Source organism: Leifsonia sp. Root112D2 (genome assembly GCF_001424905.1).
Taxonomy (GTDB): Bacteria; Actinomycetota; Actinomycetes; order Actinomycetales; family Microbacteriaceae; genus Root112D2.
Genome location: NZ_LMCU01000001.1, coordinates 1,575,245 through 1,601,027, shown reverse-complemented (window position 1 = coordinate 1,601,027; position 25,783 = coordinate 1,575,245). Strand labels below are relative to the sequence as shown.

Genomic DNA, 25,783 nt, shown 5'->3' with positions numbered 1-25,783 from the left:
ATTCCAGACTCGCGGGCCGAGGCATCCGCGCCCACCGCCCCAGGGTGGAGAACCGGGTGGAGATCGGGTGCGATGATCGAGGGGTGAAAGAGAATCCGTCCGTCGTTTTGAAGAACAGCGGATTCCGCGCGGTCGTCGAAGAGGATCGCTTCGTTCCCGGGGCGTTCCAGCTGGTGGTCGACGGCACGCCGCAGTCGCACGTGAACCTCGACAAGCCCGACGAACTGTTCTTCGAGTACATCCAGCGCATGGGGCACGTGATAGACCTGATCGGCATGCCCGGGCAGCCGCTCACCGCCGTGCACCTGGGCGCCGGCGCGCTCACCTTGCCGCGCTACATCGCCGCCACCCGCCCCGGCTCGCGCCAGCAGGTGGTCGAGATCGAGAGCGACCTCGTTGAGCTGGTGCGCCGGGAACTGCCGCTGCCGAAGCAGGCGCAGATCCGCATCCGTCACGGCGACGCGCGCGAGGTCGTCGGCAAGCTGCCGCCGGGGCTGCGCGGCTCGGTCGACCTGCTCGTGATTGACATCTTCAGCGGCGCGCGCACACCCGCCCACGTGACGAGCCTGGAGTTTTACAGCTCGGCCGTCTCGTTGCTGAAACCGGATGGCGTGGTTCTGGTGAATGTGGCGGATGGGCCGCCGCTCGCCTTCGCCCGCGGCCAGGCCGCGACCCTCGGCATGGCGGTCGAGCATGTCGTGGCGATGGCCGAGGCGCAGGTGCTCAAGGGGCGCCGTTTCGGCAACGTCGTGCTCGTGGGGTCGAACGCGACGCTGCCCATGGACTGGCTGCCGCGGCTGCTGGCCGGGGGACCGCATCCGGCGAAGGCCGTTGCCGGCGCCGAACTCAAGGCGTTCACCGCGGGCGCCCCCATCGTGACGGATGCGACGGCCGTGCCGTCTCCGCCACCCGCCCGCAGCATCTTCCAGGTGAAGTCGAATTCGTAACGGTCGCCCCGCGGGTCACGATTCGCCGTGAATCTGGGAGCGGGCGCCCGCGGGCAGCCAGACTAGGTGAAGAGTTCGGGAGGGCGCATGGGGCGCGCATGGCGTTCGGCCGCCGCGGCATCCGTGGTGCTCGTCAGTGCGCTCGTGGTCGGCTGCACGTCGGCACCGAACCCCACACCCCCGCCAGTACCCACGACCCCGATCATGAACACCCCGACCCCCACCACCACGACATCCGTCCCACTCACGCCCCTGCAGCCGAGCGGCACGCCGCGCACGATTCAGAGTGGGCTCAAAGCCCCGTGGTCGATGCTGCGGCTGCCGAGCGGGTCAACGCTCGTGAGCGAACGCGACTCTGGGCTGATACGCGAGATTCTGCCCGACGGTGGCAGCATCCGGGATGTCGGAACGGTGCCTGGCGTCGTGCACGCGGGTGAGGGCGGGCTGCTCGGACTTGCCGCGCCGAAGCCGCTGTACGAGGGCAGCGACCCCGAATTCGTTTACGCCTACCTCACGACGGCGAGCGACAACCGCGTGGTGCGCATGAAGCTGGGCGGTGTGCCGGGAATCTACCGACTCGGGCCGCCCGAGAAGATTCTCACCGGCATCCCGAAGGCGAACATCCACAACGGCGGCCGCATCGCGTTCGGCCCCGACGGCATGCTCTACATCACGACAGGGGATGCGAGTGGCCACGACAACGCGCAGAGCCTCGATTCGCTCGGCGGCAAGATTCTGCGGCTGACCCCCACCGGAGACGTTCCGGCCGACAACCCGTTCCCCGGCTCGCCCATCTACTCATACGGACACCGCAACCCGCAGGGTCTCGCATGGGATTCGCACGGCACCCTCTGGGCCAGTGAATTCGGCCAGAACACCTGGGACGAACTCAACATCATCACGCCCGGCGCCGACTACGGCTGGCCGATCGTGGAGGGCATCGCACACAACGCGAAATTCACCGACCCCGTCTACCAGTGGCGCACCAGCGACGCCAGCCCGAGCGGCATAACGATAGTGAATGACACCATCTTCATGGCCGGTCTGGGCGGAAAGCGGCTCTGGTCGATCTACCCAACCAGCGGCGGCGCTCCCGTGCGCGCCATCGCCTCGTATGTGAATACCCTCGGCCGGCTTCGCGACGTGATGGCGGTCGGCCACGACACGCTCTGGCTGCTCACCAACAACACGGATGGGCGCGGCACGCCGCGCTCGGGCGACGACAGAATCTCTGCCGTGCGCCTGTCGCCGCTGGATGGCTGAGACCGGGGTTAGGGTGAAAGGAACCCGGCGTGCATGTATGGCGCAACCGCGTCGCATCCGCCGCCCGCACACCAGGAGCATCACCTGAGCATCATTCTCGGCTATGACCCCACGACCCTGCGCGAGAAGGTCGATCTGCTCGCCGCGGGCAAGCGTCTCGACGAGCTCGGCGAGATGCGCAGCCTTGACGCGCTCAACGAGAAGGCCGGGCTGCTGCGGCTCGTCGGCCGGCTCGACGAGGCTCTGGATGTCGCCAATCAGGCCCTGCGCCAGGCACGCTTCACGGGTGAGAGGCAGGATGCGGCGCTCGCCCGCGCGAGACGGGCACAGGTTCTGCAGTTCCAGGGCAAACTCGACGACGCCCACGTGGAACTCAGCGCCGTGATCGGCGAGGCGCACGCACACGACTGGTCACGCACCGAGGCGTTCGCTCTGCAGCATCGTGGCAAGGTGCTCTTCGACCAGAGCGAGTTGGAGGCCGCTCTGGCGGACTTCAAGGCGGCACTGGCGCTGCGTGAGAGTCTGGGCCTGCCGCCGAACGAACTCGAGAGCTCGCTCGTGGCCATAGCGGTCACCGAGTCGTTTCTCGACGAGCGTCGACGTACCGCCCGTCAGTGATACGCGTCCCGCACCGGTTCGCGAATGACCGATTTTTGCACGGGCGGGGCTGACCTTCGGCGATCATGTCCCCGGGTGGCGATATTCTCGGTGCATGGCTGATCTCGAGCGCGTGCGGAGATGGGCGGATGCGCTCATCGCGCTTCACCTCGACCCGGCTGTGTGGTCATTCGGCTTCGACAACGCCAAGACGCGGGCCGGCCTGTGCAACTACACAGCGAAACGCATCACCGTCTCGCGCTACCTGGCGGCACGGTACGAAGACGATGAGATCCACCAGATTCTGCTGCACGAGGTTGCGCACGCCCTTGCCGGCAGCCGTGCGGGGCACGGGCCGCGCTGGCGCGGCATCGCCATCGAACTCGGCTACGAGGGCAAGCGCCTGCACGGCGGCGCGATCGCCGACGAACTGGCACCATGGATCGGCGTATGCCCGCGCGGGCACACCCATTACCGCTATCGCAAGCCGGCCCGCAGCCTTGCCTGTGGGGCATGCTCACGTCGCTTCGACGCCGCGAATCTCATCGCGTGGAACCACCGCGAAGTGAGCGCCGCGACCCGCCGCAAGGCCGCGGCGTCCATGCCTCCTCGCTGAGCGCTGCGCCCTCCGGGGGTCAGCACAGGCAGAACTCGTTGCCCTCGGGGTCTTGCATCGTGTAGGTGTCGGGCCCGCGGTCGTTCGTGAACCACAGTTGCGTGGCACCAAGACCCTCCGCCCGCGCGACCTCATCGAGCAGCCGCTCCGGGCCAACGGGAACGTCGATGTGCACCCGGTTCTTCGCCGTCTTCGGCTCCGGCACCTTCTGAAAGTACAGTCGAGGATTCGCGCCGGCGGGGTCAACCGCCACCGCGACATCCGCGAATTCTGAGCGCCCATTACGGGTGATGCGCCCGGCCTCCGGCATGCGACCCGCCTCGACGAGTTGGTCGACGAACGCCGAGTTGTCCTCGACCTCATAGCCGAGCAGCGCTGCCCAGAACTCAGCCTGCGCGTGCGGGTTACTCGTGTCGAATGCGATCTGCAGTGTCATAGTTTGCCTTCCACCCGTCACGTCATCGAAGAGGTGAGGTGCGGCTATTCGGAGACCTGCACGTCTTTCCAGAACGCCACGTATCCGCTGAAGTCCTTGCCGACACGCTCGAACGCCGTCGGGTACGGATGCGGGTAGCTGAAGGCGCGATCCTGCAGAAGGTTCTCACCATCCTTCACGCTGAAGTACTGGCATTCGCCCTTCCACGGGCACGTGTACGGGGTGTCGCTGGCGACGAGCAACTCGCTCTTCACGCTCGCGGGCGGAAAATACCAGTTGCCCTCGATGCGGATCAGATCGCTCTCCGGCGCCTCTGCGATAACGGTGTCGTTCAGTACTGCCTTCATGTCAAACCTCCTGAAGCCTGCAACGTTACGCGTGGAAGCCGAATTCCCCCAGCACGGGAACCACCGCGGAGGAGTCCAGCTTGCCAGCGAGCTCGACGTCGATGCGGGCATCCGCCTCGATGAGCTGCTGGCCGGTGACGGATGCGGTGAGCAGGTGCCCGACCGCCCGCTTCAGACCGAGATACGCCGCGCACGCGGCGGCGGCCTCGGGGGCGGCGTAGTCGATGCCCACGGTGGCGAGCGCGTCGATGACGGCGCCAGCGACCAGCAGGTCCTCGACGGCGAAGCGGGTGCTGCCGTCGGACCTGCTCTCGCCCGCCGCAACGATCGCGACTCGCAGCCGGTCTCCCGTGTCGACCTGCTGCTGCAGTATCCATTCTGCGACGGCGGTGCGATTGCGCAGCGACGCGGCCACGACGGGCACGCCAAAGGCGGCGGCGGCGGCGCTCAAACGGGATCCGTTGAGGGAGCTGACGAGTACGCGCGACTGCGGCGCAATGGCCGCGACGTTCTCCGGGGTGATGCTTGAGGGTGACAGCGTGATTCCGGATGCTCCGCGCGGCCCCGCGAGCACCGCATCTGCGGCTGCAGCGGCATCCGCCGGCTCACCGACGCCGTCGAACGGAACGACCTCGAGACCGTGCTCGACCGCGAGACCCACCGTGGTCGTGAACGAGATGGAATCGATGACGACGATGACGCCCGCGCCCTGGGCGATGCTGGCGAGGCCTTCGCGCCCCCAGTCGAAGCGCACTTCGTATTTGCTCTGGGTGGGGGTGTCTGCGGCGAGGGCTTCTTTCACGCCCTCATCGTATCGAGAGCGGTGGTCTGTGTTTCAGCGGTCGTCGGCGGAGGGGCGGCGCATCTGGGTGCGAATCGTCTCGAAATCGTGGCGGGAGATCTCGATCATGCCGCGGCGCAGCTGAAAGCCCCAGTTGCGGCTCTCCCGGGTGAACTCGAGAACGGGCAACAGCGGTCGGATGCCGGCCGGCACGGCATCCGCATCGAAATCGATTCGACGTCGCCACGGTCGAAAGTCGCCGCCGGGCCCGCGCATCGTGGGCCCCTCGGTTGCCTGATACACCTCGTCGTCGGCGACGCGGCCGACGGCGGTGAACTCGCGCAGCGGTTCGCCGTCGGGGTAGGAGACGCGCGGGGAGTAGTACACGAATCCGTCGCTGACGCCCATGCGCGCCAGCGGTGCGCGTGCGCCGTGGTTGACCTGGGCGATGCCCAGCTCGACCCCGCGCAGCACATGGTCGCGCTGCACGACACCCACCCAGAACCGGATCGCCACGCCCCCATGTCTAGCGCACGCCGCCGACATTTCGCGCATCGGTGCGCCAGACTGGAACAAGTTTCCCCCCGCCCGAGTGCACACCAAAACGACGGAGAATCTCGTGCCAGACGAGCAGAATGACATCCAAACGAACGCAGAAGGCGACAATCTCCGTCGTTTTGGTGCGGCACTTCAGGTGGCGGACTGGCGGCGGCGGATGTTCGGCATCTACGCGGCGGTGCGGCAGCTGAGCGCCCAGGATGCGCGGCTCGCTCATGCACACTGGGTTTCGGCGCGCGACGAGCTGATGGGAGGGCATCCGGCAACGCCGATCATGGAGCAGGACCGGGCCTCGTTCGTGGGTTTGCCGATCACAACGTACGACCCCGACTGGCGGTTCGAGCTCGAGATCGTGGCGGCGACAAACGAGAAGCGCATGGAAGTGGCGACAGGCACCGACGGCGTCGTTCCGTTCGAGTTGCTCGGCGCTGTTCGCGTGCCTTTTGCCGGCACGCTTGACGTGTGGCGGCTCGCCTCGTATGCCGGCGGGCTCTTCGTTCCGGTGAAGGATGCCCTCGCCGGGCAACCCGGGGGAACCTACGGCGGCGGTCGCTATCTGCTCGACACCGTGAAGGGTGCAGATCTCGGCCCCGGCGGCGACCCCGACTCGCTCGTGCTCGACTTCAACTTTGCGTACAACCCCTCGTGCGCCTACGACCCGGCGTGGGCGTGCCCGCTCGCCCAGGCAGGAAACACACTCTCGGTCGAGGTGCCGGTGGGCGAGCGGTATCGCGGCTGAGCGCGGTGGAGCTTGAAGAATCGCGCCAGCGATTCGCGACCACAGCGCCGAGCGAGCCTGCGAGCGAGGGGAAGCTCAGCCCACCCGCAGCATGGTGAGGCGCTGGGTCGGGCGGGTCATCGCCACGTAGAGGGCGCCGGCGCCGCGCGGGGACTCGGCGACCAGAGCATCGGGATCGACGACAACCACGGCGTCGAACTCGAGCCCCTTCGCCTCGCGGGCGGTGAGCACGGCGATCGCGCGCGTGAGCCCGTCTCCTCCGCGGCCGACCTCCGCGCCGAATCGTGAGGCGAGCGCCGCTGCCACCGCATCCACGTGGCGCAGCGCACAGATGACGGCCAGCGTGCCGCCCGCATCGATTTCGCGGTCGGCGGCAACGGCATCCGTCACCGCAGCAGGCAGCGCGGCGGTCGACTGCGCCGTGACCTCTCGAACGGGCCAGTCGCCGCGCCGCACCGACTGGGCCGGGGTGATGTGCAGCCTGTTCGCCCGGGCGAGCACTTCGGCCTCCTCGGCGATCTGGGCGGGCGTGCGGTAGTTGACCGTGAGTTCCTCGAGCCGCCAGCGGGTATCGAAGAACGGCTGCAGTGCCGAGCGCCAATTCGACGCTCCCGCCGCCGAGCCCACCTGGGCGATGTCGCCCACGATGGTGAACGAACGCATCGGGCAGCGGCGCACGAGCAGGCGCCACTGCATGGGTGAAAGCTCCTGCGCCTCGTCGACGACGATGTGGCCGTATGTCCAGGAGCGGTCGGCGACGGCGCGCTCGGCGGTCGTGGAGCGATCGGGAGACTCGGCGAAGCCCAGCGCCAGCTGCTCCGCGTTGACCTGGCCCTCAACCCCCATGTTCTGGATCGCCATCTCGGCGTTCTCGATGTCGCGGTGGCGTTGCCGCTCGCGTTCGCCGGCACCCGCATCCGCCTGCTGGGGAAACTCACCGAGCAACTCGGCCGCCTCGTCGAGCAAGGGAACATCGGAGACAGTGAAAGCCGCCGTGCGGTCGCGCGCCAGCAGCGCCCGCGTCTCGTCGCTCCAGCCGGGGGTGAGTTCGGCCAGCCACTCGGGTCGCGCGTAGAGGTCGCGCAAGACCTTCTCGGCGGTGAGCGGCAGCCAGGCCGTGTTGAGCACGACTTTCACATCGTCGGCCGTGCGCAGGTCCTCGCGAAGGGCGCCAAGGTCGGAATCGTCGAGCGCGGCTCCCTTGGCGCGCAGCTGCTCGGCCAGCAGCCGCGAAAGCTCGGAAAGCGCACGCTGCACGAACGTGACGCGCGCCTCGTTATGCGGCAGGCGGGTCTCGCGGGCGGCACCGATGGCACGGGCGATCAGGGCGGGCTCGATCACGAGGGCCTCGCCATTCACGTCTACCGTCTGCGGTGAGGCGGGCACGCGCTGCCGGGAGCGCACCGCGCGGGAGATGACCGGCGCCATCGCCAGCGAGCCCTTGAGCATGGCGGTCTGCGCCTCGTCGTCCTCGCTCGCGGCGACGCCGGGGAACAGCCCACCCACCGTGGAGAGCACCACGCCGGTCTCACCGAGCGAGGGCAGCACCGCATCGATATAGCTGAGGAACGCGGTCGATGGACCCACGATGAGCACGCCGCTGGAGCGCAACTGCTCGCGATGCGAATAGAGGAGGTAAGCCGCACGGTGAATGGCCACGGCGGTCTTGCCGGTGCCGGGACCGCCCTGCACCACAAGCGCTCCGCGCAACTCCGAGCGGATGATGCGGTCCTGTTCCGCCTGGATCGTCGCGACGATGTCATGCATATGACCGGTGCGCTGGGCGGTGAGCGCCGCCATGAGCGCGCCCTCGCCGTGCACCTGCTCGCCGGCCTCGATCAGCCGATCGTCGAAGACCTCGTCGTCGACGCGCAGCACCTCGCGCTCACGCATCGTGAGGTGTCTGCGGGCGCGCACTTCCTGCGGATGCGCCGCGGTCGCCTGGTAGAACGGGCTCGCCTGCGGGGCACGCCAGTCGAGCAGCAGCGAACGCTGCTCATCGTCGCGCAGGCCGATGCGGCCGATATAGCGCAGATCGTCGGCGGCGTCGCTGTCGTCGCTGTCCGTGTCGTCGCCGTCGGCATCCGAGGCGCCCCCCTCGGGCAGCTCCACCTGCAGCCTGCCGAAGACGAGCCGGGCATCCACCTCGCGCAGTTGTACCAGCCGATCCTCGTAGAGTCGGGCGAACGCGTCGCGCTCCGAACGCAGTTGGTGATTGCTGCCAGGGTTCTGCTCACGCACCTGGGTGAGGCGGGTCTCGGCATCCGCACGCAGGGCATCCAGCCGCTCGTAAAGCGCAGCCGTATAGGCCCGTTCGCGGTCCAACTCGGTTTGCGTCACTCGACTCTTCCTGGCGATCTGCCACACACCGCGCCTGGCGGTTCGGCCTGATTGCCGGGGACAAACAGCCTAGTCTGCCCGCCTGAGAGCGGCGGTGGAGGCCTGTTGCGGCTCGGGAATACGGCATCCGCTAGACTGTTGTTACTTGCGAACGCCATGACGGCGTTCCCTGCGTCGTAGATCGACCCTTTTCCTCGGCACATTCCTTCGCGGATGCGCGCCGATTCCAAAGAAACTTTCTTACGGCGAACGGATGTGCCCTCCGGCACCTTCGCCATGTAAATCTCCACCGACCACGCCGGTTTCGACAAGCTCGACCAGCGTGCAACCGAGATTCTGATGCCCTGAAAGGCACCACAACACCTATGTCTGAAACCACATTCGCCTCACTCGGCGTTCCCGCCGCCCTCGTCACCAAGCTGGCGAGCGACGGCAAGACCGAGCCCTTCCCGATTCAGGTCGACACCCTGCCCGACACGCTCGCGGGACGCGACGTGCTCGGCCGCGGCAAGACCGGCAGCGGCAAGACTCTCGCCTTCTCCATTCCCATGGCCGCGCGCCTCGGCGGCGACCTCGCCGGCGGCAAGCGCCGCCCGGGCCGCCCCGTGGGTCTCATCCTGGCCCCGACCCGCGAGCTGGCTACCCAGATCGACGCTGTACTCGCCCCGCTCGCCGCGGCATACGGCCTGAACACCACCACGATCTTCGGCGGCATCTCGCAGAACCGCCAGGTTGCCGCGCTCAAGGCCGGCGTCGACATCGTCGTGGCCTGCCCGGGACGCCTCGAAGACCTCATGCAGCAGGGCTTCGTTCAGCTCGACGCCGTCGAGATCACCGTGCTCGACGAGGCCGACCACATGGCCGACCTGGGCTTCCTGCCCGTCGTCACGCGCATCCTGTCGAAGACCCCTGAGCACGGGCAGCGCCTGCTGTTCTCCGCCACCCTTGACAACGGCGTGGACAAGATCGTCAAGCGCTTCCTGCACAACGAGGTTCTGCACTCGGTCGACGACGTCTCCTCGCACGTCGACGCCATGACCCACCATGTGTTCGAGGTCGCCGGCGCCGAGGAGAAGACCGCGCTGGTGCGGATGCTCGCCTCGGGCACCGGGCGCCGCATCCTGTTCATGCGCACCAAGCACCACGCCAAGAAGCTCGCCAGGCAGCTCACCGACTCAGGTATTCCCTCGGTGGACCTGCACGGCAACCTGTCGCAGCCGCAACGTGACCGCAACCTGGCCGCGTTCGGCGACGGTTCGGTGAACGTGCTCGTGGCCACGGATGTCGCGGCGCGCGGCGTGCACGTCGACAACGTCGAACTCGTCATTCACGTGGACCCGCCCACCGAGCACAAGGCGTACCTGCACCGCTCGGGCCGCACCGCCCGCGCCGGCAGCGCCGGTGACGTCGTCACCGTCGTGCTGCCCGCCCAGCGCAGCGACGTGAAGACACTGCTGCGCAAGGCCGCCATCGCCGTTGCCCCGCAGCAGGTCTCGGCCACCTCCCCCGCCGTCGTGAGCCTCGTCGGCGACGTCGCTCCCTACGTCAAGCCGGCGCCGCGCTCCGAGCAGCCGCAGCGCGGCCAGGGTGGCGGCGGACGCTCGCAGGGTGCCAACGCACAGCGCAAGCGCGCGAACCGTGATGGTTCCGGCGCCGGGCGCGGCGGTTCAGCGGATGCCGGCAGCGGCCGTCCGCGCCGTGACCGCTCGGGTCGCCCCGCGGCATCCGGCCAGGGATCGTCAAACGGTCGCGTGCAGCAGGGGCAGGGCCGCTCCGGCGGTTCTGCTCAGCCGGCGCGCTCCGCTCAGCCGGCACGCAGCGGCGCGGGCGCATCCGGCCAGTCGTCTCGTGGAGGCGCCGGCCAGGGCGGCCGCTCGGGCGGCATGCGCGTCGGCAGCCTCGTCGGTGGCGCTCCCAGCACCTCGCGCGGTCGCGGCTCACGTCGCGCCCAGGGCTGACACCCACACGCTTCACACCGAGAACGGGTCGGCTCCACGGAGCCAGCCCGTTTTCGCGCAGTGCTACGGCAGCACGCCCACCGAGGCGAGCGCGGCGCGCAACAGGGTGCCGCGGCCGCCCTCCATCTCCTCTGACACCGCGATGGATGCCGCCTCGAGCGGCGTCATCCAGGTGAGCTCGAGCGCATCCTGCCGGGGCTCGCACGTTCCCGTGACGGGAACGACGTAGGCCAGCGAGACGGCGTGCTGGCGATCATCCGTATACGGGGTGAGGCCGGGCATCGGAAAGTATTCGGCCACCGAGAACGGCACGGGGCTCGCGGGCAGCTGTGGAAAGGCCATCGGGCCGAGATCCTTCTCGAGGTGCCTGAAGAGGGCCTCGCGCAGGGTCTCCCCGTACATGACCCGACCCGAGACGAGCGTGCGGGTCATCTCGCCGACCGCATTCGCACGCAGCAGCACGCCCACGTGGATGACCTGGCCGATGCCGTCGACCCGCACCGGCACCGCCTCGACGTACAGAATCGGCAGGCGGGTGCGAACCTGTGCGAGCTCGATGTCGCTCAACCATCCGGGGCCGGCACCGGGCACGCGGCCGGGCTCATCGTCGCGCGCCGGCTCGTCATCCGGGTTGGGGTCGGGGGTGCGCACGCTCATGCTTCGATCATACGGATGCTGCGCCCGATGCCCCTGCCCTCGACACCCTCGCCGGTGGAGCGGATGATGCCAGTCGTTCGATGCCCGCGATGGTCATCTCCAGCAGCACGGCGAAGCTGCGATCGATGTCGTGCGGCAGGCGGAATCCGCCCCCAAGCTCGAGCAGCACGAAGCCGTGCAGTGCCGAACGCAGCACGCGGATCGCATCGATCAGCAGCTCGGGAGCGAGCTCGAATGCACGCAGCGCCCCGGCGATCACGGCAATGCTCTGCTCGCCGGCGTGGGCGAGCGGCTCGGCGGCAGGGTCATCCGGGTCGGCTGCAACCTGCGTCGCCACATACCGGCCGGGCTGCTCCCGGGCAAAGGCGCGCAGTGCCGCGGCCAATGCCCGCACGGCCTCGGCTCCCGAGCGCCCGATCGTGGCCGCCGTCAATGCGGTGGTCAGCTGCGTGACGGATGCGACGGCCACGTCCCGACGCAGCTCGCCCAGCGACGCCACGTGCTTGTAGAGGCTGGGAACGGCGACGCCGGCGTGGGCGGCGACAGCGGCGAGCGTGAGATTCGCGAAGCCCGCTGCACCGCCGTCATCGACAAGCTGCAACGCGGCGGCGGTGACCGCGGTTCTGCTCAGGCCCGCCCTAGGCATTGCGCGCCGCCCAGCCGTCGCCGGATGCCGCCCGCAGCCCCTCGAGGAACCGGAGCGTCGCAGGCAGAACGGCATCGGGTCGCTGCGCGTGCACGTAGTGACCGGCATTCTCGACGAGTTCTGCGTGCACACCGATGCTGTTCAGCCAGTCGACCTCGGCCGCAGCATCGGGATAGTCGGGATCGAGGCTGCCGATGAACGCGCGGTGCGGGGCGCTCGCCTCGTCGATGCGCGCCTCCACAACGGAGTGATCGAGCCCCATCGCCAGCGCGCGGAATGAACGCAGTCGGCCGGGCTCCTTCAGGTTGGCGCGGATCGCGTCGACCTGCTCGCCAAGCCACGGTGCCGTCGTGCCCTTGTTGATACTGCGGTAGTAGCCCGCCCAGAACGATGCGCCCCAGGGCCGCATCAGGGCGACACGGTAGAGCGCGCGGTTGAAGGCGCGGGCGACCGCGGATGTCGGCGGCTCGCGCAGAAGCGGTGCGTATGAGACCAGGCCGGCCACGGCATCCGGTCGCTCTGCCGCCGCCCAGACCGCGGCAGAGGCCCCCATCGAGTTGCCGAGCACGACGGCGGGGCCACCCAGCTTGTCGATCAGCGCGATGATGTCGCGAGCGGTGGCGATGTCGCCGTGCTCGCGAAAATTCGTGTCGCTTTGGCCCTGCCCGCGCAGATCGGTGACGGCCACTCGGTACCCCGCGTCGAGAAGCGGCGCGACGAGTTCGCGATAGCTGGAGCGCAGATCGCCCATGCCGGGGACCGCAACGACGAGCGGGCCATGACCCTGCACCGCGTAGGAGATGCGGCCGTCGGGGCGAGTCAGAAATGCGACGGATGCCTGCTCGGTAATGTTGTCCATAGCCGTAAAGCTAATACCATTAGCTTTTAAATGCAAGAGACAATTCGCTTGACAGGGGAAACGCGCCTGTGCAGGAGATTTGCACCCGCCCGCAGCTCGCCCCTCGCCAGTCACGAGATGATGGTCAGGTACGAAGCCAGAGGAGGGGCCGTGACGGCATCCGGTGCACTGAAACTCGACGCGCACGCCGTGCTGTGGTCGGCGAGCGAGAGCGACCGCGCGGGCAAGCCCCTGCTCGTGATGATGCACGGCTACGGCTCGCACGAGGGCGACCTGTTCGGGCTCTCGCCCTATCTGCCGCTGAACACGGTAGTCGCGTCACTGCGCGCGCCGATCCCCGAGGGCGGTGGATACGCCTGGTTCCCGCGTGAAAGCGCCGTCGGCGCGAATCCCGCGGGGCGCCCGCACCCCGAAATCGTGGATGCCGCGGCACTCGCGGTGCTCAACTGGCTCGATGCGCAGCCTGCCGCGCCCGCCGTCGGGCTGCTCGGCTTCTCCCAGGGTGCTGCGATGGCCCTGCAACTGCTGCGCCACGCGCCGGGCCGCTTCGCGTGCGCGGTGCAGCTTTCGGGCTTCGTCGCATCCGGTGCCGCGCCCGGGGACGCCGAGCTTGCGCAGCTGCGGCCGCCGGTGTTCTGGGGGCGCGGCACGGATGACGACGTCATTCCCGCCGACGCCATCGCCCGAACCGCAGACTGGTTACCTGCGCACGCGAACGCCGACACCCGCATCTACGAGGGTCTCGCGCACGCGGTCTCGCAGCAGGAGCTCACGGATGTCGCGGCGTTCCTGGGCACGCACCTGAACTGACGGGCGCCGGGACCACCTACCCACGCCGCACCGCGCCCGCGCCCGCACAATTCAGGCCGAAATCGCGCAACAGCGGCACGTCGCGGCGTCCCCGCCGGCGTGCCGCCCCATCCGGCCTGAATTAGGATCGCGAACGCCGCCCACGAGTGCGGCATGAGACAAGCAGAGGGCGCCAACGGCCGCCGAGCGCCCGATCGTTCGCCTAGGCGGGCACCATGCCGCGACCGAATACTGACGTCATCACGTGGGGCACTGCGTCGCCGTTTTCATCGGCGAGCATGGTCGTCAGCTCCGAGAGGAACGCCGCCTGCGCGGCGGAGTCCAGTGAAGCGATCTCCGGGCCGAACGGGGTACCCGCCATTCCGCGGGCCTCTTCGTCGGCCGTCGGCCATTGCACCGTGAGCCGCTCCAGTGACGAGACAACGTCTACGAAGCCGCCGCCGAGCAACGCGTCGGCCACCGCATCCGTCGTCATGGAAAGCGAACCGTCTGACATGGCGCGCGCGAACCTTGAATCAGGCAGGCGTGTTCGCACGAATTTTGCATAGCCGTCGAAAGGGTCGAGACGCTCGCCCAGCGCCCAGACTGCGACGGCGACAGTTCCGCCCGGTCGAAGCACACGGTAAAACTCACGAGCGACTGCCACGCGGTCGGGCATGAACGGAAGACCCTGATGACAGAACACCACATCCACGGAGGCGTCGGGCAGTTCGATATCCGTTGCTGAACATTCGAGAATCTCGACCGGCGCGTCGTGCGCATGCGAATCGGCGGCCACCGCCGATTCCAGGGAGGAAAGCATCGGGCGGCTGATGTCACTGGCGATCACCCGACCGGCACTTCCCACAGCGGATGCCGCGGCGCGGGTCACCGCGCCCGTGCCTGCGGCGACGTCCAGCACCGTCTGTCCGGCCAGGGGTTGCGCGAAATTCACGAGCCGCTTCGCCCACGGATCGAAGAGGTACGGCTGCAGATAGCGACGATAGTTCTCAGCGACTGCCGCCTGCCCAAACAGACCCTGATCGTCAACCATGATCACCGCTCTTCTGCCGCACGACGATGCTGCGGAGCACCGCGTGCCACACCATGAATCTAGACCCACCGAGTGCGTCTGCGGTAGCCTTCGTGGCGGACGGTGGTGCCCCCCAGACGCACGTACCCACGCTGTCAGCGGCGTGTGCTGAGATAGTCGAATGGGCGATGGGCTCGAACAGTTCTCCGCAGCCACCAGAACGTGGTTCGACGGGGCGTTCGCCGCGCCGACGGATGCCCAGCTGGGCGCATGGCAAGCCATCGCCCGAGGTTCGCACGCTCTCGTGGTTGCGCCCACCGGTTCGGGCAAGACGTTGGCCGCGTTCCTGTGGGCAATCGACAAGTTGGCGACGGTGCCGGCCGCTTCGGGCCCGTCGGTTGCTGAGCTTGCCGAAGAGCCCGGCACGAGGGTGCTCTACATCTCACCGCTCAAGGCGCTCGGCGTCGACGTGCAGCGCAACCTGCGCGCGCCCCTGGTCGGCATCACGCAGACCGCGAAGCGGCTCGGTGGAGAGCCACCCCATGTGAGCGTGGGCGTGCGCTCGGGTGACACGCCGGCATCCGAGCGTCGGTCGATGCTGAAGGCGCCGCCCGACATTCTCATCACCACGCCCGAGTCACTGTTTCTCATGCTCACCTCGGCCGCGCGCGAGACACTGCGCACGGTCGAAACGGTGATCATCGACGAGGTGCACGCGGTAGCGGCGACCAAGCGCGGCGCCCATCTGGCCGTCTCGCTCGAGCGGCTGGATGCGCTGCTCGCCCGGCCCGCACAGCGCATCGGGCTCTCGGCCACCGTTCGTCCGCCCGAGGAGGTGGCGCGGTTTCTCGGGGGCCGGGCGAGCGTGGAGATCGTGGCGCCGGCATCCGTCAAGCGCTTCGATCTGCGCGTGGTGGTTCCCGTCGACGACATGAGCGAGTTGGGTTCGGCCGCCAGCGACGGCGACGACGGGCGGCAGAACGGCTCGATCTGGCCGCACGTCGAGGAGGCGATCGTCGATCGCATTCTCGAGCATCGCTCGTCGATCGTGTTCGCGAACTCGCGCCGGCTGGCCGAACGGCTGACGGCCCGGCTGAACGAGATTTATGAGGAACGTTCTGCCGGTCGAGTAACGAGGAACGAGCCTATCGAGACCCCGGCTCCCGTCTCGATACGCTCGGCTTCGCGCGAGCTACTCGACCAGCGGGTGTCGAAACGCGCACCCGCCGCGATGATGGGCGGCTCCGGGCAGAGCAACGGCTCCGCCTCGGATGCGCCGGTGCTGGCGCGCGCCCACCATGGCTCGGTCTCCAAGGAGCAGCGCGCCATTATCGAAGACGACCTCAAGACCGGGCGGCTGCGCTGCGTCGTCGCCACCTCGAGCCTAGAGCTCGGCATCGACATGGGCGAGGTCGATCTCGTTGTGCAGGTGGAGGCGCCACCGTCGGTCGCGAGCGGCCTGCAGCGCGTCGGGCGCGCCGGACACCAGGTGGGAGAGGTCTCCCGTGGGGTACTTTTTCCCAAGCATCGGGCCGATCTGCTGCACGCCACCGTGGCATCCGAGCGCATGTCGGCCGGCCTCATCGAAGAACTCGCCGTTCCCGCGAATCCGCTCGACATTCTGGCCCAGCAGACCATTGCGGCCGTCGCCCTCGAGAGCATCAATGCCGACGACTGGTTTGACACCGTGCGGCGCAGCGCTCCGTTCGCGGGCCTGCCGCGCAGCGCATATGACGCCACGCTTGACCTGCTCGCCGGGCGTTACCCCTCCGACGAGTTCGCCGAGTTGCGCCCGCGCATTCTGTGGGACCGCGACACGGGCGCGCTCACCGGGCGACCGGGTGCGCAGCGGCTCGCCGTGACGAGCGGTGGCACCATTCCCGATCGCGGTTTGTTCGGGGTGTTCATGGTCGGCGAGCCGCGCCCATCGGCAGGCTCCGCCGCCGGCAGCCGCGTCGGCGAACTCGACGAGGAGATGGTGTACGAGTCGCGCGTCGGCGACGTGTTCGCGCTCGGGGCGACGAGTTGGCGAATCCAGGAGATCACCCACGATCGCGTGCTCGTCACGCCCGCCTTCGGCCAGCCCGGGCGATTGCCGTTTTGGAAGGGCGACAGCCTGGGGCGGCCCGCCGAGCTGGGGGCCGCGATAGGTGCGTTCACCCGGGAGCTGGGCGGGGCATCCGACACTGACGCCACCGCACGATGCGAGGCGGCAGGCCTCGACGAGCGCGCATCGAAGAACCTCATCGCGTTCCTTTCCGAGCAGAAGCAGGCCACGGGACACCTGCCCACCGACCGCACGCTCGTTCTCGAGCGTTTTCGCGACGAGCTCGGCGACTGGCGTCTTATTCTGCATTCCCCATACGGCATGCAAGTGCACGCGCCCTGGGCGCTGGCCGTCGGCTCGCGGGTGAGCGAGCGTTTCGGCATCGATGGCGCCTGCGTCGCAAGCGACGACGGCATCATCGTGCGCATTCCAGACACCGAATCCGAGCCGCCCGGCGCCGAGTTGTTCGTCTTCGACCCGGCCGAGCTCGACGCCATCGTCACCGACGAGGTCGGCGGATCCGCGCTGTTCGCGTCGCGCTTTCGTGAGTGCGCGGCGCGCGCCCTGTTGCTGCCCAAATACAACCCGGGCAAGCGCTCACCGCTCTGGCAACAGCGGCAAAAGGCTTCACAGTTGCTCGATGTTGCCCGCAAGTACCCGAGCTTTCCGATCATTCTCGAGACGGTGCGCGAGTGCCTGCGCGACGTGTATGACCTGCCTGCGCTTGGAGCGCTGGCAACGCAGATCGCCGAGCGGCGCATCCGCATCATCGAAACCACGACGGATGCCGCGTCACCGTTCGCGCGTTCCCTTCTCTTCGGGTATGTCGCCGCGTTCATGTATGAGGGCGACAGCCCGCTGGCCGAGCGGCGGGCCGCCGCGCTCACGCTCGACGCCGGCATGCTGGCCGAGTTGCTCGGCCGGGTGGAACTGCGCGAGCTGCTCGACCCCGCGGTCATCGAGCGCGTCGAGAACGAGCTTCAACGGTTGACCCCCGAGCGGCAGGCGCGCGCCGACGTGGAGGGCGCCGCCGATCTGCTGCGCCTGCTCGGGCCACTCACGACCAACGAGGTCGCCGCGCGGCTCGAGCCCTCGGTCATCGAGGCCGAAGCGTTGCTGGATGAACTCGTCGACACGAAGCGCGCCCTGCGGGTGAGCTTCGCCGGCCGCGAACAGTGGGCCGGCATCGAAGACGCTGCGCGGCTGCGGGACGCGCTCGGCGTGCCGCTGCCCATCGGCGTGCCTCTCGCGTTCATCGAGCCGGTCGCCGACCCGCTCGGCGATCTCGTCAGCCGCTTCGCCCGCACTCACGGCCCCTTCACCGTGGCGGATGTCGCCTCCCGTCTCGGTCTCGGCACCGCGATAGTGCACGACGCCCTGCGCCGCCTCGGCCACGATCGCCGCGTCGTCGAAGGCGAGTTCCGGGCCGACGCGCAGGGTGCCGAATGGTGCGACGCTGAGGTACTGCGGCGCATCCGTCGGCTCTCACTGGCAGCGCTGCGGCACGAGGTGGAGCCCGTCGAACCGCAGGCGCTCGGGCGGTTCCTGCCGGCATGGCAACACGTGGGAGGCACGCTGCGCGGGGTGGATGCCGTCGCATCCGTCATCGAGCAGTTGGCCGGCGCCCGTATTCCTGCGTCGGCATGGGAGTCCCTGGTGCTGCCCAGCCGTGTCTCCGATTACAGCCCGGCCATGCTCGATGAACTCACCGCGACGGGCGAGGTGCTGTGGGCGGGCGGCGGCTCGCTGCCGGGCCACGACGGCTGGGTCACTCTGCATCTGGCCGAATCGGCGCCGCTCACCCTGCCTCTGCCGCTCGAGCACGACACCGACGAGTTGCAGCGCGAGATACTGGTTGCGCTCGGCACGGGCGGCGGATTCTTCTTTCGCCAGCTGTCGGATGCCGTCGGCTCAACCGACGACACAGCCCTCGTCACGGCGCTGTGGGATCTTGCCTGGGCGGGGCTCGTCACCAACGACACTTTCGCGCCGCTGCGCGTGCTCACCGGCGGCGCCGGCGCGCACCGCCGACAGGCCGCGCCGCCCCGATCGCGCATGTATCGCGGGCGAGGCTACGCCCGACCGTCCATGCCGAGCCGCACCGGGCCGCCCACGGCCAGCGGTCGCTGGTCGGTTCTACCTCTCGCCGAAACGGATGCGACGCTGCGCGCCCACGCACAGGCCGAGACCCTGCTCGAACGCTATGGCGTCGTCACCCGGGGCTCCGTCATGAACGAGGGCGCACCGGGCGGATTCGCACTGGCATACAAGGTGCTCAGCGGCTTCGAGGAATCGGGGCGTGCCCGCCGAGGCTACTTCGTGGAGACGCTGGGCGCCGCACAATTCGCGACCGGCGCCACGGTGGACAGGCTGCGTTCCTTCACCCTCGACCCGTTGCAGCAGGCGCCCCTGGCCGCCGTCACGCTCGCGGCGACAGACCCCGCCAACCCCTACGGCGCGGCGCTGCCATGGCCGTCCGCATCGGCCCCTTCTGCAAGCACAGGCACAGGCCACCGTGCCGCTCGCAAGGCCGGCGCCCTCGTGGCACTCGTCGACGGCGCACTCGTGCTCTATATCGAGCGCGGGGGCAAGACTCTGCTCGCCTTCTCGGCCGACGCCGAGGTGCTGGCCACCGCGGCAGCATCCGTCGCCCGCCTGGTGCTGCGCGGGCACGTGCAGAAGCTCACCATCGAAACCGTGAACGGTGCATTCATACTGGGCACCCCGGTCGGCGACGCGCTCACTGCCGCAGGCTTCACGGCCACCCCGCGCGGCCTGCGCCTGCGCTCATGACCGCCGCCGGTCGGCCTCACTCACCAGGTCAATACCGTGCCTGAGGGCGACACCGTCTATCAGACGGCGCGACGGCTGAACGCCGCTCTCGGCGGCAGCGTGCTCACCGGATGCGACATTCGGGTACCCGCATTCGCCACCGTCGACCTCACCGGCGAGACGGTGCACGAGGTCGTCAGTCGCGGCAAGCACCTGCTCATGCATGTCGGTGGATTCACGATCCACAGCCACCTCAAGATGGAAGGCACCTGGCGTCTCTACCATCACGGTGAGCGCTGGACGCGCCCCGCCTTCGAGGCGCGTATCGTGCTGCAGACCGCCGACCGCCAGGCGGTCGGCTTCGCGCTCGGCGAGCTCGACGTTGTTGCCCGCGATTGCGAGGTCGATCTGGTCGGCCATCTCGGGCCCGATCTGCTCGGCCCTGACTGGAACGAGGCCGAGGCCATTCGTCGGCTCGCACAACACCCCGAGCAGGCGATCGCCGTCGCGCTTCTGGATCAGCGCAACCTGGCGGGGCTCGGCAACGTCTACGTGAATGAACTGTGTTTTCTGCGCGGAATGCTCCCCACGCGCCCGGTCGCCGAAGTCGATCTGCCGGCCGCGGTGGCACTGGCCCGGCGTCTCATCACCGCCAACCGCGACCGCCCGGAACGCACGACCACCGGGGAACTGCGTCGCGGTCGGCGCACCTGGGTTTACGGTCGAGCCGGTGAGTCGTGCCGACGCTGCGGCACACGCATCCAGCAAATGCGTCTGGGTCGCACCGAGCTCGAACAGCGCGACACGTTCTTCTGCCCGCACTGCCAACCGAACTAGGAGCCCGCGCGCTGTTCGAGCTCGGTGGCCGGCAGCGCTGCTCCAGCGCGCTAAGCTACCGGGCGATAGATTCACATCATCACCGGCAATGGCGCCGGCGCAGTTGCTTGAGAGATGAGGTTCTCCGTGACCACGATCACACCCATCAACACCGAGACGAACAGCGATTACGACCCGAGCGAGTTTCGCAAGGTGTTCGAGGAGCGTTTCACCTGGGCCGCCGCCGTCGAGCGCAACACCCACCGCTATGCGAATCGCACCGCGCTAACCGACTCCACCACCGGCCAGAGCTGGACATACAAACAACTCGGCGAGGTGACCGGCCGGCTGGTCAAGGGCCTGGCTGAGCACGGCGTAGGCATCGGCGACATCGTGGGCTACCAGCTCATGAACGTGCCCGAGTTCGCATTTCTCTATGTGGCGGCGCAGGGGCTCCGCGCCATCAGCTCGCCCATGAACTTTCGGCTCGCACCGGCAGAAACCGCACACATTCTCAACACGTCGAAACCGGCCATCTTCATCTACGACGCACGGTCATCCGACGACACCGCGAAGGCACTGGGCCTGGCGACATACACGCCGCCCGTCATCGTGGCGGTCGGCGAGGGCGAGCGCGTGCCCGGATCCATCGGCTTCGACGAGCTGCTGGCGAGCGACGCACCGAGCTTTCGCGCCCCGGCAGGGGGCAATGTCTGGGATGAGACCTCTCGCCTGTACACGAGCGGCACCACGGGCATGCCCAAGGCCGTGCCGCTCACCAGCCTCAACGAGACGCTCAGCGCCCACGACGTGGTGATGCACTTTCCGCTCGGCCCCACCGACAAGACCATGAACATGTCGCCGTGGTTCCACCGCGGCGGCAACTACTGCGCGGGCCCGAACACCATGTTCTTCGTGGGCGGAGAGGTCGTCACGCTTCCACAGTTCGACCCGGCCACCGTGCTCGACAACATCGAGAAATACAAGCTCACGTACGTGATCGGTGCACCCACCAACCTCGAACGACTGGCGGATGCGCAGGAAGCCACGCCCCGCGATCTCTCGTCGCTGAGCGGCATCGTCACCATGGGCTCCCCGCTCGACCGCGCCGCCGCGCTGCGCTACCAGCGGGTGCTCAGCCCACGCATCGCCAATGGATACGGCACCACCGAGGCCTTCTGGAACACCTACCTTCGCCCCGAAGATCTGCCGGATGCCGCGGGCGCGGCCGGTCGCGCCTGTCTCGATGACGACGTGGCCGTCGTGAAGGTCTACCCCGATCGCGTCGCGTCCCCGGACGACGTCGTGGCCAAGGACGGCCACGAGATCGGCGAGGTCATCATGCGCACGGTCAAGAGCGGCTACGCCTACATGCACAACCCCGAGGAACAGGAACTCAAATTCCACGAGGGCTGGATGTATCCGGGCGACCTGGCCAGCTGGGATGACACCGAGATGGTGACGGTGATCGGCCGCAAAGACGACATGATCATCTCCGGTGGCGAGAACGTGCACCCGGTTCAGGTGGAGGAGGTGCTGGCCGGGCACGCGGATGTCGCCGACAGCATTGTCGTCGGCCTGCACGATGAGGAATGGGGCGAGCTCGTCGTGGCCTATGTGCAGCCGCGCGCCGGCACGCTCGCAGACGCCCAGGCGGCAGCCGCGGAACTGGATGCGTTTTGCCGCGACAGCGTCTCGCTCGCCGACTACAAGCGCCCCCGTCGCTACGCTTTCGTGAGCGAGTTGCCGTACACGGCGACCGGCAAGAAGCAGCACTTCATCATGAAGCAGAACGCCCCGGAGGATGCCGCCGCCGGCAGGTTCACGAAGCCGTAAGGCGCTTCGCCGGCTTCGAGTCTTCGCCGGTTGAGGAGGCCGCCCGCGGCCGTCTCGAAACCAGCCACCGAACCAGGAGCACTCACATGGACATGCCCGCCGCCGAACTCGATGTGCACGCGGCGCTCGTGGCACGCCTGGTCGACGAGCAGCATCCGGATCTTGCCGACAAGGTCACGCTCGTCGCCAACGGCTGGGACAACGCGCTGTTTCGCCTGGGCGAGTCGCTGAGCGTGCGTCTGCCGCGCCGGGAGGCCGCCGCCGAGCTGGTGCTCAATGAACAGCGCTGGCTGCCGGTCCTGGCCCCGCAGCTTCCCAGGCCGACGCCCGTGCCGGTTCGCGCCGGGGTGTCCACCGACTACTACCCGTGGGCGTGGAGCATCACGCCATGGTTCGAGGCGACGGCCGCCGCCGAGCTCGACGCGGCCGCGCGCGCTCCGGTGGCCGCCGAACTCGCCGAGTTCCTGGTAGCGCTGCACACCGAGGCTCCCGCCGATGCGCCATACAACCCGGTGCGAGGTGTGCCGCTCGTGAGCCGCACGCACGCGGTGCACGATCGCCTCGCCGGCGGCTCGATCGAGCACGCCGACGAGATTGCGGCGCTGTGGGGGCGCCTTGTCGAGACGCCCGCCTGGTCAAGGCCGCCGCTGTGGCTGCATGGCGACCCGCACCCCGCCAACATTCTGCTGACGACGGATGCCTCCGGCCGGCCCACGCGCCTGGCCGCCGTCATCGACTTCGGCGACGTTACGGCCGGGGACCCCGCAACCGATCTCGCGGCGGCCTGGCTGGTCTTCGACGCCGAGGCGCGCGCCGCGTTCCGTTCCCGCACCGACGCGCTTGCCGCTGTCGACGACGACACCTGGTTGCGTGCCCGCGGCTGGGCGCTCAACATGGGTACCGCCATAGCCGCCTTCTCCGACGACAATCCCCGACTCGCCGCCATCGGCGCCCACGCCCTCGAGCAGGTGCTGCTCGACGACTAGGTCCTCGCAAGCCGTTATCGACCGCGCCGCCTCCGCGCCTTCGCGGCGCGCGCTCGCGCCTGGTCAACCGGCTTCGGCGCCACCTTCTTCTTGGGCGGCTTCTTCGCCTTCGGCGGGGTGGGAGTCGTGCGCGAACTCTGCGCCGTGCGCCCGCGCACGATGCCCACGAATTCCTCGACCTGCTCGGTCGTGCGCTCCGCGAGCCAGGCCAGCGCGATCTGCGTCTGGCCGGCATCCGTCACCGTTCGATAGGTCACGTCCTTGCGCGCGTGCAGTCGCGCGAGCGACTGCGGCACCACGAGCACGCCGACCCCGGCGGCGACCAGCTCGACGGCGTCCTTCAGCGCCCCCGTCGCATCCTGCAGCCTCTCGCCCTCGAGCTCGGCGAGCGTCACCGAATCGACGTCGGCAATCGCGTGATCTTTGCCCACGACCACCACCGCCTCCTCGAGGTAAAGAGGAATCACGCTGAGTCCCTCGTCGTCGATCGGCAGTCGCACGAAGCTCACATCGGCGCGGTCATCGAGCAGCACTGCCACCTGCTCGTCGACGCCGGTCGCGAAGACCTCGAGCGGCACATCCGGGTGCCGCTCGGCCCAGATGCGGGTCCATTTGGTCGTTGTGACGCCCGGCATGAAGCCGATACGAAACGAAGCGGATGCCGCATCCGTGCCCATGCGCATCCTCTCACCACGGCCGCGATCACACGCGGCGCCCCTCACAGGCTAATGCAGCGGATACGCTGGGCAGATGACGTCGCACAAATCGGATCAGACCATGAAGCCCGAAACCGCGGCCAAGAAGCTCGGCATCTACCTGCCCGCCGCCCCCGAGGAGTTTCAGGGCCGCGCGATCTCGCGCGCCGAAGTCACCGAACTCAACGCCAACCCGCCCGAGTGGCTGGCCGAACTGCGCAAGAACGGCCCGCATCCGCGCCCGGTTGTCGCCGGCAAGCTCGGCGTCTCCATCGCCGGACTCGCGCGCGGAGACGCGGACGAGCCGCTGACCACCGCCGAGATCACGGCCCTGCTGCAGAAGCCGCCGGCGTGGCTGGTGCGCGAGCGCGCCACCCAGGCGGAGGTGCGCGCCGAGCAGATTCGAGTCAAAGAGCGCGACGCCGCCCGCCGCGCCCGCGCCGCCGAATAAGGCGCCCACAGCGCCTTCCGCTGCAACACGTCCGCCCGGGCCCCTGACGCAATTCAGGAGTGGAGGCGTGTCGCGCCCGTCGCATCCGCATGGAGCGGTCGCGAGGTGCTCTCCACTCCTGAATTACGCACGAGCGCGCGCTCGCACTAGCCGGGGTCGCATCCACGGTCGTACACTGTGCGCAACGGGCCCAGCGAGGTGGCCGAAGGGAGACAGCGGATGTCTGACAACACTGGCGTACAACAACCCCACCTTTCTCAGCCGCCGAAGGATGAGTTGCGACTCGGCGAGACGGCAACGCTCGAACATCGGGGCGGCGCGTACGGCATCAGGTTGATCGGCGACGACGAGTGGGTCATCCGAAGTGCCGACGGGCAGACTGTCGGGTCGTTGTTCTACGTCTCACCGGTCGGTGAGGAACACGAGCCGGTCTATGGCGTACGCCTGCCGGGCGAGACCGAGACGTACCACGAGGGCACAGACTGGCGCAGCATCGCCGCCACCGCCATCAATGTCACCCTCGACGACGACGACTGATCCCTCTCGAGGCGTCTTCTTGCGAGAAGACCGGCGCATCAATGACGCGTACGGTCACCGGATGCTGCCTGCCGGTCACTCGACGCGGAACGCGTCGACGCCCGTGAGTTCGGCCGAGTATGCCCACAGCCGCGCCGCGACATCCGGATCTATGGCGTGCGCGTCCACACCCACAACTCTGGCGTCGGGGCTGCCGACAACCGTCGGCTCGGCGATGTCGCAGTCCTCGCAGTAGACGCCGCCCATTCCCGCGAGTAGGGGCGAGGTCGCCGCCCAGGTCGATGTAGCCGCACCCTGCTCGGGCGACTTAAAGCGCTCATTGACGGTGCCGTCTTCGCTCATCCAGCCGGCGGCGATCATCTCCTCACGCGGCAGGTGACGCTGCAACTCGGTCATGATGCCGCCCGGATGCGCCGCGAAGGCACGCACGCCGAAGGGGGCACCGAGTACGTCGAGCTGCACGGCAAAGAGACTGTCCGCCGTCTTCGCCTGTCCATAAGCGAGCCACTTGTCGTAGCCACTCGTGAACTGGGGATCGTCGAAGCGGATGCCGGACAGCTTGTGCCCCGTAGAACTCAGGGCGACAACCCGGGCGCCACCGCTGGCGACCAGCGCTGGCCAGAGCAGGTTTGTGAGCACGAAGTGGCCGAGGTGGTTCGTGGCGAACTGCGACTCCCAGCCGTCTCCGACCCGCGCCTCGGGTGACGCCATGATCGCGGCGTTGTTGATGAGAATGTCGATGCTGCGCTCCGTGGCGAGGAACCGCTCAGCGAAGGCCTGCACGCTTGCGAGCTGGGAGAGATCGAGTTCCTCGACCTCCACATCGGCCAGTCCATGCGCGTCGAGGGCTTCGCGCGCGGCCTCGGGACGACGGGCCGGCACAATCACGTATGCACCGGCTCCCGCGAGCGCGGCGACCGTCTCGATACCCAGCCCGGAGTATCCGCCCGTCACGATTGCGAGCTTTCCATCGAGATCGATTCCGGCGAGCACCTCCTTGGCCGTGGAGCGTGCGCCGAAACCGGAGGGGATCTTGTGCTGCTGTGTGCTCATGACGCCATCGTATGCACCGAATCG

Annotated in this window: 24 protein-coding genes; 13 read left to right on the top strand and 11 right to left on the bottom strand. The window is 68.5% G+C overall.

The genetic code is table 11. The features are described 5' to 3' along the window. Positions 1 to 83 precede the first annotated feature (83 nt). The 4 genes from ASC63_RS07380 (at position 84) to ASC63_RS07365 (ending at position 3,423) form a co-directional block, all read left to right on the top strand. Complete coding sequence (locus ASC63_RS07380; protein ID WP_055815129.1) at positions 84 to 947, top strand: spermidine synthase; 864 nt, start codon at positions 84 to 86, stop codon at positions 945 to 947. A gap of 66 nt (positions 948 to 1,013) precedes the next feature. Further along, positions 1,014 to 2,210, top strand: coding sequence for a PQQ-dependent sugar dehydrogenase (locus ASC63_RS07375; protein WP_235491986.1), 1,197 nt, complete (start codon positions 1,014 to 1,016; stop codon positions 2,208 to 2,210). Between the two features lie 33 nt (positions 2,211 to 2,243). Beyond that, positions 2,244 to 2,828 carry a hypothetical protein gene (locus tag ASC63_RS07370; RefSeq protein WP_200936813.1) on the top strand — a complete coding sequence of 195 codons (585 nt, stop codon included), beginning with the start codon at positions 2,244 to 2,246 and terminating at the stop codon, positions 2,826 to 2,828. 94 nt (positions 2,829 to 2,922) lie between these two features. After that, complete coding sequence (locus tag ASC63_RS07365) at positions 2,923 to 3,423, top strand: SprT-like domain-containing protein (RefSeq protein ID WP_055811383.1); 501 nt, start codon at positions 2,923 to 2,925, stop codon at positions 3,421 to 3,423. Between the two features lie 19 nt (positions 3,424 to 3,442). On the opposite strand, the gene ASC63_RS07360 is transcribed toward ASC63_RS07365, so the two are convergent. From ASC63_RS07360 to ASC63_RS07345, 4 genes are read right to left on the bottom strand one after another with little or no spacing between them, the layout of a single operon-like run. Further along, entirely contained in the window at positions 3,443 to 3,859 is a 417-nt protein-coding gene (locus ASC63_RS07360) for a VOC family protein (RefSeq protein ID WP_055811380.1), read from the bottom strand. 44 nt (positions 3,860 to 3,903) lie between these two features. Further along, the gene (locus tag ASC63_RS07355) at positions 3,904 to 4,206 is read right to left on the bottom strand and encodes a DUF427 domain-containing protein (protein ID WP_055811377.1); all 303 of its coding nucleotides are present in this window, start codon (positions 4,204 to 4,206) and stop codon (positions 3,904 to 3,906) included. Between the two features lie 25 nt (positions 4,207 to 4,231). Then, complete coding sequence (locus tag ASC63_RS07350) at positions 4,232 to 5,008, bottom strand: 2-phosphosulfolactate phosphatase (protein ID WP_055811374.1); 777 nt, start codon at positions 5,006 to 5,008, stop codon at positions 4,232 to 4,234. A 33-nt stretch (positions 5,009 to 5,041) separates the two neighbouring features. After that, a complete protein-coding gene (locus ASC63_RS07345; protein WP_235491981.1) occupies positions 5,042 to 5,503 on the bottom strand; it encodes an EVE domain-containing protein in 462 nt (153 codons plus the stop codon). Between the two features lie 199 nt (positions 5,504 to 5,702). Between ASC63_RS07345 and ASC63_RS07340 the strand changes: the two genes are divergently transcribed. Beyond that, positions 5,703 to 6,284: a DUF1684 domain-containing protein gene (locus tag ASC63_RS07340; protein ID WP_055815122.1), complete on the top strand. Its 582-nt coding sequence runs from the start codon at positions 5,703 to 5,705 to the stop codon at positions 6,282 to 6,284. A gap of 75 nt (positions 6,285 to 6,359) precedes the next feature. Here the strand turns inward: ASC63_RS07340 and ASC63_RS07335 are convergent, their stop codons facing one another. Continuing rightward, a complete protein-coding gene (locus ASC63_RS07335; RefSeq protein ID WP_055811368.1) occupies positions 6,360 to 8,624 on the bottom strand; it encodes a HelD family protein in 2,265 nt (754 codons plus the stop codon). Between the two features lie 365 nt (positions 8,625 to 8,989). On the opposite strand from ASC63_RS07335, the gene ASC63_RS07330 reads away from it, so the two are divergent. Further along, the gene (locus ASC63_RS07330) at positions 8,990 to 10,582 is read left to right on the top strand and encodes a DEAD/DEAH box helicase (RefSeq protein WP_055811366.1); all 1,593 of its coding nucleotides are present in this window, start codon (positions 8,990 to 8,992) and stop codon (positions 10,580 to 10,582) included. A gap of 63 nt (positions 10,583 to 10,645) precedes the next feature. On the opposite strand, the gene ASC63_RS07325 is transcribed toward ASC63_RS07330, so the two are convergent. Genes ASC63_RS07325 through ASC63_RS07315 form a run of 3 tightly spaced genes read right to left on the bottom strand, consistent with a single transcriptional unit; the run spans position 10,646 to position 12,744 of the window. After that, positions 10,646 to 11,239 carry an NUDIX hydrolase family protein gene (locus tag ASC63_RS07325; RefSeq protein ID WP_055811363.1) on the bottom strand — a complete coding sequence of 198 codons (594 nt, stop codon included), beginning with the start codon at positions 11,237 to 11,239 and terminating at the stop codon, positions 10,646 to 10,648. A 7-nt stretch (positions 11,240 to 11,246) separates the two neighbouring features. Beyond that, positions 11,247 to 11,885 (bottom strand): TetR-like C-terminal domain-containing protein, encoded by a 639-nt coding sequence (locus ASC63_RS07320; protein ID WP_055811360.1) that lies wholly within the window; start codon positions 11,883 to 11,885, stop codon positions 11,247 to 11,249. Further along, entirely contained in the window at positions 11,878 to 12,744 is an 867-nt protein-coding gene (locus ASC63_RS07315; RefSeq protein ID WP_055811357.1) for an alpha/beta fold hydrolase, read from the bottom strand. Before ASC63_RS07315 ends, ASC63_RS07320 begins: the two co-directional genes overlap by 8 nt. Positions 12,745 to 12,894: 150 nt before the next feature. Here ASC63_RS07315 and ASC63_RS07310 point away from each other — a divergent pair, with 150 nt between their 5' ends. Beyond that, a complete protein-coding gene (locus ASC63_RS07310; RefSeq protein ID WP_235491973.1) occupies positions 12,895 to 13,554 on the top strand; it encodes an alpha/beta hydrolase in 660 nt (219 codons plus the stop codon). A 202-nt stretch (positions 13,555 to 13,756) separates the two neighbouring features. On the opposite strand, the gene ASC63_RS07305 is transcribed toward ASC63_RS07310, so the two are convergent. Beyond that, positions 13,757 to 14,587, bottom strand: a complete 831-nt coding sequence (locus ASC63_RS07305) for a class I SAM-dependent methyltransferase (RefSeq protein WP_162242884.1) — start codon at positions 14,585 to 14,587, stop codon at positions 13,757 to 13,759. A 160-nt stretch (positions 14,588 to 14,747) separates the two neighbouring features. Between ASC63_RS07305 and ASC63_RS07300 the strand changes: the two genes are divergently transcribed. From ASC63_RS07300 to ASC63_RS07285, 4 genes are all read left to right on the top strand, one after another. Continuing rightward, positions 14,748 to 19,406 (top strand): ATP-dependent helicase, encoded by a 4,659-nt coding sequence (locus tag ASC63_RS07300; RefSeq protein WP_055811348.1) that lies wholly within the window; start codon positions 14,748 to 14,750, stop codon positions 19,404 to 19,406. Between the two features lie 36 nt (positions 19,407 to 19,442). Beyond that, positions 19,443 to 20,222 (top strand): DNA-formamidopyrimidine glycosylase family protein, encoded by a 780-nt coding sequence (locus ASC63_RS07295; RefSeq protein WP_055811345.1) that lies wholly within the window; start codon positions 19,443 to 19,445, stop codon positions 20,220 to 20,222. A 126-nt stretch (positions 20,223 to 20,348) separates the two neighbouring features. Then, the gene (locus ASC63_RS07290) at positions 20,349 to 22,037 is read left to right on the top strand and encodes a class I adenylate-forming enzyme family protein (protein WP_235491972.1); all 1,689 of its coding nucleotides are present in this window, start codon (positions 20,349 to 20,351) and stop codon (positions 22,035 to 22,037) included. A gap of 86 nt (positions 22,038 to 22,123) precedes the next feature. Beyond that, positions 22,124 to 23,023 (top strand): aminoglycoside phosphotransferase family protein, encoded by a 900-nt coding sequence (locus tag ASC63_RS07285; RefSeq protein ID WP_055811338.1) that lies wholly within the window; start codon positions 22,124 to 22,126, stop codon positions 23,021 to 23,023. A 14-nt stretch (positions 23,024 to 23,037) separates the two neighbouring features. Here the strand turns inward: ASC63_RS07285 and ASC63_RS07280 are convergent, their stop codons facing one another. After that, positions 23,038 to 23,700, bottom strand: coding sequence for a LysR substrate-binding domain-containing protein (locus ASC63_RS07280; RefSeq protein WP_055811336.1), 663 nt, complete (start codon positions 23,698 to 23,700; stop codon positions 23,038 to 23,040). Positions 23,701 to 23,773: 73 nt separating this feature from the next. Between ASC63_RS07280 and ASC63_RS07275 the strand changes: the two genes are divergently transcribed. Both ASC63_RS07275 and ASC63_RS07270 read left to right on the top strand, forming a co-directional pair. Continuing rightward, positions 23,774 to 24,169, top strand: a complete 396-nt coding sequence (locus tag ASC63_RS07275; RefSeq protein ID WP_055811333.1) for a DUF5997 family protein — start codon at positions 23,774 to 23,776, stop codon at positions 24,167 to 24,169. Positions 24,170 to 24,388: 219 nt separating this feature from the next. Continuing rightward, positions 24,389 to 24,706, top strand: coding sequence for a hypothetical protein (locus ASC63_RS07270; RefSeq protein ID WP_157487621.1), 318 nt, complete (start codon positions 24,389 to 24,391; stop codon positions 24,704 to 24,706). A 75-nt stretch (positions 24,707 to 24,781) separates the two neighbouring features. Here ASC63_RS07270 and ASC63_RS07265 read toward each other — a convergent pair whose 3' ends face one another. Then, entirely contained in the window at positions 24,782 to 25,759 is a 978-nt protein-coding gene (locus ASC63_RS07265; protein WP_055811329.1) for an SDR family NAD(P)-dependent oxidoreductase, read from the bottom strand. Positions 25,760 to 25,783 lie beyond the last annotated feature (24 nt).

What these genes read in the sequence shown, in the direction of transcription:
- ASC63_RS07370 (WP_200936813.1), top strand. Translation starts at nt 2,244, where the DNA reads ATGTATGGCGCAACCGCGTCGCATCCGCCGCCCGCACACCAGGAGCAT.
- ASC63_RS07365 (WP_055811383.1), top strand. Translation starts at nt 2,923, where the DNA reads ATGGCTGATCTCGAGCGCGTGCGGAGATGGGCGGATGCGCTCATCGCG.
- ASC63_RS07360 (WP_055811380.1), bottom strand. Translation starts at nt 3,859, where the DNA reads ATGACACTGCAGATCGCATTCGACACGAGTAACCCGCACGCGCAGGCT.
- ASC63_RS07355 (WP_055811377.1), bottom strand. Translation starts at nt 4,206, where the DNA reads ATGAAGGCAGTACTGAACGACACCGTTATCGCAGAGGCGCCGGAGAGC.
- ASC63_RS07340 (WP_055815122.1), top strand. Translation starts at nt 5,703, where the DNA reads ATGTTCGGCATCTACGCGGCGGTGCGGCAGCTGAGCGCCCAGGATGCG.
- ASC63_RS07330 (WP_055811366.1), top strand. Translation starts at nt 8,990, where the DNA reads ATGTCTGAAACCACATTCGCCTCACTCGGCGTTCCCGCCGCCCTCGTC.
- ASC63_RS07325 (WP_055811363.1), bottom strand. Translation starts at nt 11,239, where the DNA reads ATGAGCGTGCGCACCCCCGACCCCAACCCGGATGACGAGCCGGCGCGC.
- ASC63_RS07320 (WP_055811360.1), bottom strand. Translation starts at nt 11,885, where the DNA reads ATGCCTAGGGCGGGCCTGAGCAGAACCGCGGTCACCGCCGCCGCGTTG.
- ASC63_RS07315 (WP_055811357.1), bottom strand. Translation starts at nt 12,744, where the DNA reads ATGGACAACATTACCGAGCAGGCATCCGTCGCATTTCTGACTCGCCCC.
- ASC63_RS07305 (WP_162242884.1), bottom strand. Translation starts at nt 14,587, where the DNA reads ATGGTTGACGATCAGGGTCTGTTTGGGCAGGCGGCAGTCGCTGAGAAC.
- ASC63_RS07300 (WP_055811348.1), top strand. Translation starts at nt 14,748, where the DNA reads ATGGGCGATGGGCTCGAACAGTTCTCCGCAGCCACCAGAACGTGGTTC.
- ASC63_RS07285 (WP_055811338.1), top strand. Translation starts at nt 22,124, where the DNA reads ATGGACATGCCCGCCGCCGAACTCGATGTGCACGCGGCGCTCGTGGCA.
- ASC63_RS07280 (WP_055811336.1), bottom strand. Translation starts at nt 23,700, where the DNA reads ATGGGCACGGATGCGGCATCCGCTTCGTTTCGTATCGGCTTCATGCCG.
- ASC63_RS07275 (WP_055811333.1), top strand. Translation starts at nt 23,774, where the DNA reads ATGACGTCGCACAAATCGGATCAGACCATGAAGCCCGAAACCGCGGCC.
- ASC63_RS07270 (WP_157487621.1), top strand. Translation starts at nt 24,389, where the DNA reads ATGTCTGACAACACTGGCGTACAACAACCCCACCTTTCTCAGCCGCCG.
- ASC63_RS07265 (WP_055811329.1), bottom strand. Translation starts at nt 25,759, where the DNA reads ATGAGCACACAGCAGCACAAGATCCCCTCCGGTTTCGGCGCACGCTCC.